Here is a 12,153-nt window from a genome sequence, read left to right on the forward strand (position 1 = left end):
CATTGCAAGCCCAGAAAAAGGCGGCACACAAGGCAGCCGACATGAGGGGAAGTCTATTGGATACTCGCATATATTGCAAATATATATACGTTGACATAGAAAAATAAGATTCCGGCATCAAAAACACATGCAGAACCGGATTTCGGCATTCGCCGTTATCCGCGGACACTTTTCCGCCAGCGTTCACGGATAAGCTGGAGGTCGTGCTGGTAGGGATTGCGCCTAAAATCCTCAAAAGCCCAGGCTGTCGGATGGAAAACGCCCTTGGAATAGGTCAATAGCATGTCGAGCCACACCCCCTCCCCCGCATAGAGCTTGTAGGGGCCGCGCTTGTAGCTAGGAAGCACGACCTTGTCCAAATCCATGTAGCCGATGTCGATGTTCACGTGCCGCGCCCCAGACGCCGAGGAGACGTCTGCCGCAAGTTCCAGCGCATTGCTGCGGGCCTTTTCGAGGGCAATCGATTCCGGCGGGATGCACTTTTCAAACGAGACCACGCCACGGTAAAGATTTTCGCCCATTTCGGGCACATAATAGTCCGTTTGGTCGAATGCAAAGAGCTTGCCCCTGTAACGGAGTGGGCCCCAGGCATCTTCCAGAATCTCGATTACCCGCGTATCCCATTCCGCACCCTGCTGAAGCACAAAGGCTATCAGCTGCACATCTTCCGAAAATTGTTTTTTTTCTGCCATACAAGCACCACAAAAGCAAGCAAAAAACTGACCGGCCTAATGAGGGAACACCGTCAGGTTCTTGCGGACATGTTCCAGTTGCTGTTCGGAAAAGCCCTCGAATTCCTCGCCCGTCACGCTGGGGAACATGAGGTTACGGTGGTCCGGACAGTCCGTCACGCTGAAATCCGCGGCCGCAGCCAAATCCAAGCGGTAGGCGGGCACGGCAAAATCCGAATGCCCAACAGAGTTCTTCTTGAGAAGCCCGCTCAAAAGCAAGTCGCGACAGAACGGCGTATCCGTAAATCCGTCTTCAAGCACCGAGTAATCCATCGTCTCGCTCATATCGCTGCGAGTCGAAGTCGTGTGGCGCAGCCCGAGAAAATGTCCCGATTCGTGGACAGCCGTTTCAAGGATTTCCCCGACCGTGACTTCCGATTCTCCGTAGGGAGTCTTCTCGCGGGTGCCAATGACGACCGTGCTGCCATCTCCTCCGCCAAAGTTTCCTGAGTACAAATAGGAGTACCCGAGCACATGGTCGGCCTCGATACGGTGCACCAGGACCAGGTCCAGGGATTTTTTCAGTTCTTTCTCGGGCCAGCCCCCGAGTTCCGAAACAAACAGGTCGTCCGACGACCTTCCCGCAAGCCAGGGTTCGTCCGCCGGATATTTTTTTCCAAGATCCGGATGCTCATGGGCGTAGCGTACATACAAAGTATCAATACCGATTCCCTTGAAGAACTTGCGGAACGATTTGAGCATCGAATCGGCAAAAGCCTGAACCGTCATGGAGGAATCGGGGAAAACCACTTTACCCACGACAATCAGGTTGATGGAGAAGTTTTTCGAATACGGGCCTTCGGCGTCGAGCCGCACATTTTTCACATTGCCCATATAAAAATCGCCGTTCAGGGCTAGCGTCGTCACCCATCTCGCCCTGTCATTCTCCTCGCAGACAAAATCATAGTAGTAGCGGCCATCCTTTTCGACGGCATCCAAGGACCTCACATGTCTTATGGAATACCTCTGGTCGTCCAGCGCACCCCCCACCCTGAAAAGCTGCAAGACAGGAGCTTCATCCAGCGAAGAATCCTTGTCAAAAGACAATGTGTACGAGACTCCCGGATGAAGGCTCAGGACAGCCCCCGAAGTCAGGTATGCAGCCACAGAATCGCTTATGGCAGGATCGTTCGGGAAAAGGACGTATGGACTCATGAACGACGGTTGCAGGACAGGTTCGCCCGGGTCGACCTCGGAGCACCCGAGCAACATCACCAAATTCACGAGAAAAATCAAACTGAAAATTTTTTTCATCGATTTTGGCTCATTTTCCGTTTTCAACCGTTTTTATAGATAGAGACATCCTTTTAACCCAAAAGTAGATAAAAGATGGTCATAAAGACAAGAAAAATTTCACTTATTTTAGCCAGCCTGCAAGAACTGGCCGCCCCATTGGCCGGAAAACCGGCCCTCGTCAGCGCACTCACCCTGATGGCCGTATACGCAAGCCTCGATTTTCCGGGTTATGCGCCGTTCCTGCTCATCCCCATAGCCGTCGTCGCCAGGACATTCCACAGGAGTGTCCAATGCGCCATCCTGTTCACGCTCATCTGCGGTTGCGTAAGCCATACCGCGCAAGCCCACCGCGAACATCTGCATGCCGGCCACGAACCCAGCGAAATTCCGGCCAAAGCTTGCGGCAACATCGAATCGCTCCTTCCGAGGCCTAGCGGGACCGCCTTTATCGTGAAGGCGGACAGCGGCTACCGATTGCGCATTACCGAAAAACGAGCGTTCGAATCGCTCCCCGAACCCGGAGACAGCATCTGTTTCGAGGCCCAGTGGTACCCCGTCACGCCCCCGACAGTGCCCGGGGCGTTCGACACCCGCGAATGGCTCAGAAGCCAAGGGTTCGCCGCATACGGCAAGTTCAGGCACTGGACATCCTGGCGCGGCAAATGGACCGCCGAACGCAGCTTCTACGCCTTCCGCCAATGGATAAAGCGCCGTTTCGAAGCTCACCTCGACCCCGCCGAAACCGGACTTTTGCTCGGACTCCTCGCCGGAGACCGAAGCGGAATCCCCGACGCCATCCGCAACGACTTCCAGCGAACAGGACTTGTCCATGTTCTCGCCATTTCGGGCTTTCACGTCGTGCTACTCGCCGGCATCCTGAGCGTCTTTTTAAAGGCGACACGGCTGCCGCACAAGGTGGCGAACCTCATCGCCATCGCGCTACTGTTCGTCTATGTCCCTGTCACGGGTGGTTCCCCCGCCGTCAAACGCGCGGTGCTGATGTTCGCCATCCCGCAACTCGGCACCATGTTCGGGAAGCCCGCCAACACGTTCAACAGCCTGGGCGTCGCGCTACTGTTCATCCTGCTTCCCGACCCGTCGCAACTCTGGAACCCCGGATTCCAGCTTTCGGCAACGGCCACGGCGGGAATCCTGCTCGGCAACAGCTGCAACCCCTTCAAAAGCATCCCCGAAGGCCTCCGCAAATCCAGCCTCTGGAAACTTACCGAAGGCTACGTGCTCTCCCCGACATACGTCACCCTGTGCGCGACGCTTGCGACCGCCCCGTTCCTGATTCACCATTTCAAGACACTTTCGCCGCTCGCCTGGCTCGGCAACATCATCATCGTACCGCTCGTCTCGTGGGGCATGCAGGCCGGACTTTTCGCGCTACTTTCGCCAATCGAATTCCTGTGCGACACCTTTTGCGCTGCAGCCGGATTCTTCTTGCGCATGGCAAGTTTCCTCACTCGCCTGCTTTCGGATTCGTCGGGAGCCGCCATCACCGTCGGTCCATTTTCCCCGGCCATCCTCCTGCTGCTGGGGACCCTTTTTGCACTCCTTCCCGCCATTCGCAAAAATGCGGTTGCAAAAAAATTCGGACTATTGTGCCTGCTCCTGTTTTCGGCCATCTTCTGCGTCCAGGGTTACATGCGGATTTCGCATCCGTCCTGGAACCTCACGCTTATCGACGTGGGCCAGGGCGACAGCATTTTGCTCACGACGCCTTCCGGCAAGCACATCCTCGTCGATTCCGGAGACAGAAGCAAGAGGGATATGGGTAAAGACGTCATCGTCCCCTTCCTGCGTCACTCGGGAATCCAAAGACTCGACGCGCTCGTCATCACGCATCCCGACCTAGACCATTTCGGCGGAGCCTCCAGCATCCTGCGTACCTTTCCTGTCAAGGAACTGTGGATAAACGAATGTTCGCGCACGGAAGCGAAGGCAGATTGGCAAAAGACAATCGCCACCGCTGCCGACAGGGAAATTTCCATCCGCGACATAGGCCGCGGATTCACATGGAGGGAACACCGTTTCGAAATTCAAGCGGTCCATCCCAACCCGAATTCGACAGCAGGGCTCAAATGTAGCGACGCAAACCAGGGCAGCATCACGCTTCGGGCGCACGGGCTCGGGCACTCGGCGATGCTCACCGGCGACCTGACTGCCGCAGGCGAAAAGGAAATTCTCGCATCCGATGCCAACATCCGAAGCGACATCCTAAAACTCGGACACCACGGAAGCAAGACTTCGAGCAGTGCGCCATTCCTGGACGCCGTTGCGCCGCAACTCGCGCTGATTTCGAGCGGGAGAAAAAACAGGTTCAGGCATCCGAGCAAACAGGTCATCGAAAGGCTCGACTCCCTGCACATTCCCTACCTGAACACGGCGACAAGCGGAACCGTCTTCGTGACGTTTTCCGCGGATACTGTAATTGTCGAACCGATGCTGAAATGAAAGCGGACTATCTGCAAACAAAATGCTAGGAGTTCATGCAGTCGAGGCTCACGCCATGCAGGGCCCCGTTCGTCGCGACACTAGAGAACCCTTCATAAATCGGGGCCACAGGTTTGCCGTCTTCACCGAAAAGTTCCGTCTTGCCGTCGATGGTGCTGAACTTTCCGCCCGCTTCTGCAAAAAGGAGCGGATACGGCGCGATATCCCAGAGAGAAACGACCGGGTCCACCATCACTTCGGCACGTCCCGCCGCCACAAGGTAATATCCGTAGCAGTCGCCCCACCCGCGGTGGAGCCTTGCCCCGCGGCGGAGCTTCGCGAAACCTTCGCCATAGCCCTGGGATTCCATCGTGTTCACCGTACCCGAAAGCACGAGCGCCTCGTTCAACTGCGAAACGCCAGAAACACGCACCGGACGGCCATCCAGGAAGGCGCCACCGCCGTTCACCGCCCACACGGCCGTATTCATCGCCGGGATGCGGATAACCGAACACACCGGGACATTCTTCTTGTAGAGCGCGATGAGCGTCCCGAACAGCGGAACCCCATGCACGAATGCTTTCGTACCGTCAATCGGGTCGATGACCCACTGGTATTCTGCATCGGGGCTCTCGATTCCGTATTCCTCGCCAATCACGCCAAAGCCAGGAGTCTCCTTCGCCCAGAATTCACGGGCCAGTTCTTCCGTACTCTTGTCGGCGACCGTCACCGGCGTGTTGTCCTTTTTCCACTCGACTCCAACGCCGGACTGGAAATACTTCAGGATATTCTCCTGGGCCATTTCCGCTGTCTTGAGCGCAATCTGCAGCAGGTCGTTATATTCCCGGACCATATTACGCCTCGCACCATTTTTTCACGAGCGTGAGGAGGAAAGCGTTTTCTTCGGGTTTTCCAACCGTGACGCGCACGTGCTCGGGCATGCCGAAGCTCGTAAGCCCGCGAATAATCATGCCGTTGCTTTCCAAAAACGCGACCAGTTCCTTCGCGCGTTCGCCAATGCGCACGCAAATGAAGTTCGCCTGTGTCGGGAGGACCTTGAATCCGAGTGCTTCGAATTCGCGGGTAAGCAATTCCACGCCCTCGGCGTTCATCTTGCAAGTCGCCTCGACATGCGCAGTATCACCGAGAGCCGCAATCGCCGCCACCTGCGCCGCCTGGTTCACGTCGAACGGGGGCTTGATTTTCCAGAGGGCACGGACAACCTCGACACTTCCCATGGCATAGCCCACGCGGAGCCCGGCAAGCCCGTAGATCTTGCTGAAGGTGCGGTTGACAAACAGGTTCGGGAATCTATCAAGGGCGGCGGCCATATTCGGATAATCGCTTGCGGTCGCAAATTCGGCGTAGGCCTCGTCCAAAAACACGAGCACATCCTGCGGCACCTTGCCCATAAAGTCGCAAATTTCTTTTTCCGTGTAGTACGCACCCGTCGGGTTATTCGGGTTGCAGATAAACACCACGCGAGTCTTGCCGTCGATTTTCTTTGCAAGGTCGTCAAGCGACGTACGCACCTCGCCCTCGCCCACACCGATAAAGTCGGCGCCATTCGAAAGCGTCGTGAACTTGTACACAGAGAACGTCGGCGTAATGCCCACGCAGTTGTCGCCCTGGCGGATAAAAGCCTTGCCCACCATGTCGATAATCTCGTCGGAACCGTTCCCTATGACAATCTGGGACGTTTTCACACCGTATTTTTTTGCGATGGCGTCGATAAGCTTGGGCGCATCGCCACGCGGGTAGAGGTGCAGGCTGTCCGCAATCTCATGAAAAGCCTCGACCGCTTTCGGGGAGGCTCCCAACGGGTTCTCGTTGGACGCAAGTTTGACAATACGCTTCAATCCGTAGCGTTCGCGGATTTCCTCGATAGATTTTCCGGGAACGTAATCGGACAATTTCGAAAGTTCTGGACGCGGTTCGACCATAATTACCTCTTGATTCGCCCCCAAATATAGAAAATCGCCGCAGGATTATTAAATTTAGGGCGTATGAAACGACTCCTCGCCCTCATCGCCGTAGCTCTTGCGACTAGCGCTTACGCTGTCGATCCCATGTGGGATATCCGCTACACGCTCGGGCCAGACACGAGACCATCTCCGAGATGGGGAATCGGCGTCGGAGCCGTGAGCAACTACGGTCCGAACATCCTCTTCCCCGTAAACCTGACCACGGCACTCTCCAAGGAATGGAACATCGGCGGCAAGCTGAATGTCCGCAGCAAGGACAAGTTCGACGAAGTCATCGTCACGCTCGACATTGGCGGGCGATACCTGATAAACGAGAACAACTTCCTCGAACTCGACGGTTTCTTCGGGCTCAACCGAAACAACAGCACGGCCATCGTGCTCACCTACGGAAACGAGCAATTCATATCCAAGAATTTTGCCAACTTCTACGAAATCCGCGCAGGCGTCCTAGAAGGTGTCACCGGAGAAAACGGATACGTCAAGTTCGCCGCGGGAATGACCCCGACACTCTACTTCAACAAGTATTTCCGCACCTTTATCGAAATCAACATGTCCGGAAGCATCGGCAACCTGACCGACGACTTCATGGTCGACATTATCCCGAAATTTGAACTTACCTTCGGATTCATCCGGTTCCGCCTCGACTTCGACATCGGAATCTTGCAAGAAAAGAACAACGACAACGGGACCATAGCGCTCTACGTGATAGCAGCACTATAAAAACCAAGATTTTTCAGAAGCAAAAAGCCCGCTTATAAAAGCGGACTTTTCGTTTAGGATGGAGGGATCATGAAGACTTACTTGACTACGAATTTCTCGCCGTCGTAGTCGATGACCACGGGCTTTGCCGCACTCACGGTACCGGCGAGAATTGCGTGGCTCAGCGGGCGTTCCACGTTACGTTCCAGGTAACGCTGAATCGGCCGTGCGCCAAATTCCGGCTGGTAAGCACCATCGGCGATGGCGTCCAGGGCGGCGTCGGTCAGGGTCAGCTGCAAATCCTGACGGGCGGCGCGTTCGGCGAGTCCCTTGAATTTGAGCCTTACGATGTCACGAATCTGCGGCTTCGTCAAGCTCTGGAACACCAGCACTTCGTCTAGCCTGTTCAGGAATTCCGGCCTGAAGAAGCTGCGGAGTTCCGGCTCGATTTCCTTCAGGGTCACGGGCTTTGCATCACCCGCGCGATTCTGGAAGTGAGCAGCACCCAGGTTTGACGTCATGAGAATCAAGGTGTTCTTGAAGTTCACCGTACGGCCCTTGCCGTCGGTCAGTCGACCGTCGTCAAGCACCTGCAACAGCGTGTTGAACACGTCGGGGTGAGCCTTCTCGATTTCGTCCAGCAGAATCACGCAGTACGGATGCGTACGCACGGCTTCGGTCAATTGGCCGCCTTCTTCGTAGCCCACGTATCCCGGAGGCGCACCAATGAGTCTCGAAACGCTATGCTTTTCCATGTATTCGCTCATGTCGATACGCACCAGCGCGTTCTCGTCGTCGAACAGTTCCACGGCAAGCGCCTTCGCCAGTTCCGTCTTGCCCACACCCGTGGGGCCCAGGAACAAGAAGCTTCCAATCGGAGCATTCTCGCGGCTTAAGCCGCTACGGTTACGCAAGATGGCTTCAGAAACAGCTTCCACAGCCTCGTCCTGGCCAATCACGCGGGCATGCAGGCGTTCGTCCAGGTGCAACAACTTCGCCTTTTCGCCTTCGCAAAGCTTGGTCACCGGAATTCCGGTCCAGCGGCTCACCACGAGGGCAATGGTCTCTTCGGTCACCTCTTCGCTCAAGTCGCCGTCGCCTGCGGACTTCTTGATTTCTTCCGTCTTCGCGGCGATTTCCTTTTCGAGGTTCACAATCTTGTTGTACTTGAGTTCGGCAGCGCGGTTCAAGTCGTAGCGGGCTTCGGCCTGCTCCATCTCGTCCTTCGCCTGCTGCAAGGATTTCTTAAGCCCCTGCAACTCGGCGTTTTTCGCACGCCTCTCCTGCCAACGGTCCTGCATCAGCTTTACAGCCGCATCGGTCGTCGCGAGTTCTTCGCGCAATTCTTTCAGGCGCTTTACGCTGGTGTCGTCGGTTTCCTTCGCCAAGGCCTGCTCCTCGATTTTCATCTGGAGTTCCTTACGCTGCAAGGTGTCCAAGGCTTCGGGCACGGTGTCCATCTGCGTCTTCACAAGGCTTGCGGCCTCGTCAATCAGGTCAATAGCCTTGTCCGGCAAGAAACGGTCACTGATGTAGCGGTTCGAAAGTTTCACCGCCGCCACGAGCGCATTGTCGTGCAGACGCACGCCATGGTGCGCATCAAAGCCATCCTTGATGCCACGGAGAATTGAAATCGATTCTTCTTCGCTGGGCTCGTCAACCTGCACAGGTTGAAAACGGCGTTCCAAGGCGGAATCCTTCTCAATGTACTTGCGGTATTCCTGCGTGGTGGTTGCACCGATGCAGTGCAGCTCACCACGGGCCAGTTTTGGCTTGAGCATGTTGCCCAAGTCCATGGAGCCTTCCGTCTTGCCCGCACCCACGATGGTGTGGATTTCATCGATGAACAGCAACGTGTTGCCGTCTTCTTCGAGCGCATCGAGCACGGCTTTCAAACGTTCCTCAAAATCGCCACGGTATTTTGCACCCGCCATCAAGGCAGACAAATCCAGTGCGAACAACTTCTTGCCCTTCAATGCGTCAGGCACGTCGCCGCGGTAAATACGCTCGGCGAGCCCTTCCACAATGGCGGTCTTACCCACGCCGGGTTCACCAACCAGGCACGGGTTGTTTTTCGTCTTACGGCTCAAAATCAAGATGACACGGCGGATTTCCTCTTCACGGCCAATCACCGGCGAAAGCTTGCCGTCGGCGGCCATTTCTACGAGTTCACGGCCATAGAGTTTCAGCGGAGACTGTTCCTCGGCATTCGCGGCACCCGCAAACGGGTCCGACAGCCAAGTTTCCACGACCTCGACGCTACCGAGCGCATCTTCAAAAACCTTCGCAAGGCCACGGTCGCCCGAGAACTTCATCAAGGCCACGAGCATGTCGCCCGGAGTCACCATGCGGTTCACCTGACGCGCCGCCTGCACGGAGGCACGCAAAATGCGGTTCAAGTCGTTATCGGATTCCACGTCAGGGTTCACGCCTTCCATACGCGGAATCTTCTGCACGAACGGTTCCAGCTTGCCGCGGAGTTCGTTGGTCTTCGCGCCTTTGGATTTATACAGTTTCTTCAAGGTGGCATCCGGGCCTTCGACAAGCCCCACCGCCAAGTGCGCCGCACCCAAGTAGGAATGCGAGCAACGGTCACGCAGGCTCTGCGCCTTCGCCAAAACTTTTTCTGCATCGTTGCTAAAATCGGACATAAATGAACCTTCTTTTTATTTTTACCGCTCTCTAGATGCAAAACCCGTGCCAAGGGCCTCGCTCGGCAAAAAGCGCCCCAAACACCGTAAAAACGGCAATTTCCGCCCTTAATAGCAAAAAAATGTCGCATTTTTCAGCAACCTTTTTTCAAAATAAGACGCGCGGGTGTTTAATTCCGCATAAATAAAGGTATATTTAAAAAGTGGGTCCGATAGGGGCTCTTTATGAGCAAAAATAAGACAAAAACGGAAACTAACCTTCAGCGATGTCAAATTCTGGGTGGGCGTCGAAAAACTGATTCACCGTGATAATCGGAATATCCTTGATTTTCTCCAACACAAGCAGGTCCGAATCACCGCTCACCAAATAGTAGGCGTTCGCGGCAATCGCACATTCCAAAAACATATTGTCTTTAGGATCTCTGCAGACATTCACAGCCGCATTCTTTTCGATAATGGTCATTACCTTTGCAATTTGGCTTTTCCACCTTGCTGCGATATCGGGCCTTTTGCTGGCTACTTTATCAATAATACGGCAATACTCTGCCATTATGTCGATAGTTGCAAAGGGCTTTATTTCTTGGCGAAAAATAAGCGACAGGAATTTTCGAGGCGAACCATTCCAAAAAATACCCGAAACAAGTACGTTGGTATCTACAACGACGTTCATCGATTTTCCTTGATGAACGCGCTTAGCATATCCGGAGTCGTTTCCAGTTCACTTGTGATTTTATCCGTCTCTTCCACAAGAGTCTTGAATTCAGACATGCTGGGCATAAGTACCGGCTTGAGCAAAATATTCGTACCATCGCACACGACAATCAGCTTATCCCCGGTATCCAGGTTCAGTTGATTACGGATACTCCTTGGAATGACGATTTGCCCTTTTGTCGATAGGCTTGTTATTTCTAGAGTGTCCATAGCGCCTCCGGTAAGATATTCTTACCACAAATATAAATAATAGCGACGAGGCAGTCAATAGGCCAAATTGTGAAAAAATCGTCAAGAACACGCGTATTTTCAGCATTTTTTAGAAATTTCTCGTTCGAGACTTAAATTTTAGCATATTTCAAATACACACAGCAACAAAAGGATAAACATGCCCAAACAGACTCTCGTATTCGAAAGCCCCGTCCAGCTTTCGGTCCAAAATTCCATGCTCAAAATCGCATACAAGGACGATCCTGACAACGTCACGCTCAGGGCAATCGAAGATATCGCCATCATCCTCATCGACAACCATTCGGCATCGCTCACCACGCCGCTCATCGGCAAACTGGCAGAGCAGAATGTCGCCGTCGTATTCTGCAACGAAAGGCACATGCCGTCATCCATGCTCATGAACCTGGACGCAAACACCCTGCAAGAGAAATACTTCCGCCTGCAACTGGACGCACCCCTACCGCTCAAAAAACAAATGTGGAAAAATGTCGTGGAGGCAAAAATCAAGAACCAGGCGCAGCACCTAAAGTCCCTCGGCAAAAAACACGACAGGCTACTGAAATACGCCACCGGAGTCCTTAGCGGGGATTCCAGCAACCGCGAAGGACTTGCCGCGCAATACTACTGGAGGGAACTTTTCGGCAAGGAGTTCATCCGCGACAGGTTCGGCGAACACCCCAACGACTTTTTGAATTACGGCTACACGCTCCTGCGGGCCGCAACGGCACGCGCTCTGATGGCGAGCGGATTACTGCCCTCCCTCGGAATTTTCCACCGGAACTATTACGACGCATTTCCGCTAGCAGACGACATCATGGAACCCTACCGTCCCTTCATCGATCAGATTGCATACAAATTACATACTGCCAAAAAGAAGACGTTGGACAAGGAAGTCAAGGCGTCCTTTCTGGAACTGTTCTATACCAACATTCCCTTCGGGGAACAGATGGTGCAGCTAGGTACATGTCTCACCTACACCACTGCCTCCGTCGCAAAATTTTTCATGGGCGAAACAAAGAACATCGCCTACCCGAGGGTAGCATGTGGGTCGTAACAATTTTTGATTTTCCAAGACACAGCAAGAGCGGCCGCCAAAACATGGCCAGGTTCGTCAAGGAACTAGAAAAAGAGGGATTCTGCAAGGTGCAACGGGGAATGTACGTCCGCTACTGCACCACTGCGGACAACGGCAGGACACACCGACGACGAATCGCCAATATAATCGAGCCCCGCTCCACGGTCTGCCTGCTGAGCGTCACAGACAGAGAGTTCCTGGAAATCTACAGCCATTTCGGCAGTACCAGGGCTCCGAAAAAATGGCCCAAATCCCAGAATTTTATCCAATATTTCTGATTTTTTCAGCGTCTAACCGCTTGCGAACCCGCATAAAATAAGGTATATTCAGAAAGTAGATCTTATAGGGGCTCTTTATGAGCCGAGATGAAACTGAAATTCGACATCCAGCTCGAA

General features: G+C 54.1%; 11 protein-coding genes. 4 read left to right on the forward strand and 7 right to left on the reverse strand.

What is annotated here, in order from left to right; translation table 11 throughout:
* Positions 1-155: 155 nt before the first annotated feature.
* Both B4A77_RS09840 and B4A77_RS09845 read right to left on the reverse strand, forming a co-directional pair.
* On the reverse strand, positions 156-692 hold the full coding sequence (locus B4A77_RS09840) for a DUF4416 family protein (RefSeq protein ID WP_173381561.1): 537 nt from the start codon (positions 690-692) through the stop codon (positions 156-158).
* Between the two features lie 36 nt (positions 693-728).
* The gene (locus tag B4A77_RS09845) at positions 729-1,967 is read right to left on the reverse strand and encodes a hypothetical protein (RefSeq protein WP_290740327.1); all 1,239 of its coding nucleotides are present in this window, start codon (positions 1,965-1,967) and stop codon (positions 729-731) included.
* A gap of 156 nt (positions 1,968-2,123) precedes the next feature.
* On the opposite strand from B4A77_RS09845, the gene B4A77_RS09850 reads away from it, so the two are divergent.
* Positions 2,124-4,427 (forward strand): DNA internalization-related competence protein ComEC/Rec2, encoded by a 2,304-nt coding sequence (locus tag B4A77_RS09850; protein ID WP_290740330.1) that lies wholly within the window; start codon positions 2,124-2,126, stop codon positions 4,425-4,427.
* A gap of 25 nt (positions 4,428-4,452) precedes the next feature.
* Here the strand turns inward: B4A77_RS09850 and hisN are convergent, their stop codons facing one another.
* Positions 4,453-5,259 (reverse strand): histidinol-phosphatase, encoded by an 807-nt coding sequence (gene hisN, locus B4A77_RS09855; RefSeq protein ID WP_173381558.1) that lies wholly within the window; start codon positions 5,257-5,259, stop codon positions 4,453-4,455.
* 1 nt (position 5,260) lies between these two features.
* Positions 5,261-6,349, reverse strand: coding sequence for a histidinol-phosphate transaminase (gene hisC / locus B4A77_RS09860; protein ID WP_173381557.1), 1,089 nt, complete (start codon positions 6,347-6,349; stop codon positions 5,261-5,263).
* 63 nt (positions 6,350-6,412) lie between these two features.
* Between hisC and B4A77_RS09865 the strand changes: the two genes are divergently transcribed.
* Positions 6,413-7,111, forward strand: coding sequence for a hypothetical protein (locus tag B4A77_RS09865; RefSeq protein WP_290740333.1), 699 nt, complete (start codon positions 6,413-6,415; stop codon positions 7,109-7,111).
* Positions 7,112-7,188: 77 nt separating this feature from the next.
* Here B4A77_RS09865 and B4A77_RS09870 read toward each other — a convergent pair whose 3' ends face one another.
* The 3 genes from B4A77_RS09870 to B4A77_RS09880 all read right to left on the reverse strand — a co-directional run bounded on the left by B4A77_RS09870 (position 7,189) and on the right by B4A77_RS09880 (position 10,662).
* Complete coding sequence (locus B4A77_RS09870) at positions 7,189-9,741, reverse strand: ATP-dependent Clp protease ATP-binding subunit (RefSeq protein WP_290740335.1); 2,553 nt, start codon at positions 9,739-9,741, stop codon at positions 7,189-7,191.
* A gap of 253 nt (positions 9,742-9,994) precedes the next feature.
* Positions 9,995-10,411, reverse strand: a complete 417-nt coding sequence (locus tag B4A77_RS09875; RefSeq protein WP_290740338.1) for a putative toxin-antitoxin system toxin component, PIN family — start codon at positions 10,409-10,411, stop codon at positions 9,995-9,997.
* Positions 10,408-10,662, reverse strand: a complete 255-nt coding sequence (locus B4A77_RS09880; RefSeq protein ID WP_290740342.1) for an AbrB/MazE/SpoVT family DNA-binding domain-containing protein — start codon at positions 10,660-10,662, stop codon at positions 10,408-10,410. Before B4A77_RS09880 ends, B4A77_RS09875 begins: the two co-directional genes overlap by 4 nt.
* Positions 10,663-10,840: 178 nt before the next feature.
* Here B4A77_RS09880 and cas1 point away from each other — a divergent pair, with 178 nt between their 5' ends.
* The gene (gene cas1, locus B4A77_RS09885) at positions 10,841-11,737 is read left to right on the forward strand and encodes a type II CRISPR-associated endonuclease Cas1 (protein WP_290740345.1); all 897 of its coding nucleotides are present in this window, start codon (positions 10,841-10,843) and stop codon (positions 11,735-11,737) included.
* 44 nt (positions 11,738-11,781) lie between these two features.
* Positions 11,782-12,036, forward strand: a complete 255-nt coding sequence (gene cas2 / locus B4A77_RS12890) for a CRISPR-associated endonuclease Cas2 (protein WP_414654948.1) — start codon at positions 11,782-11,784, stop codon at positions 12,034-12,036.
* Positions 12,037-12,153: the final 117 nt, after the last annotated feature.

This window comes from Fibrobacter sp. UBA3718 (genome assembly GCF_002371935.1).
Taxonomy (GTDB): domain Bacteria; phylum Fibrobacterota; class Fibrobacteria; order Fibrobacterales; family Fibrobacteraceae; genus Fibrobacter.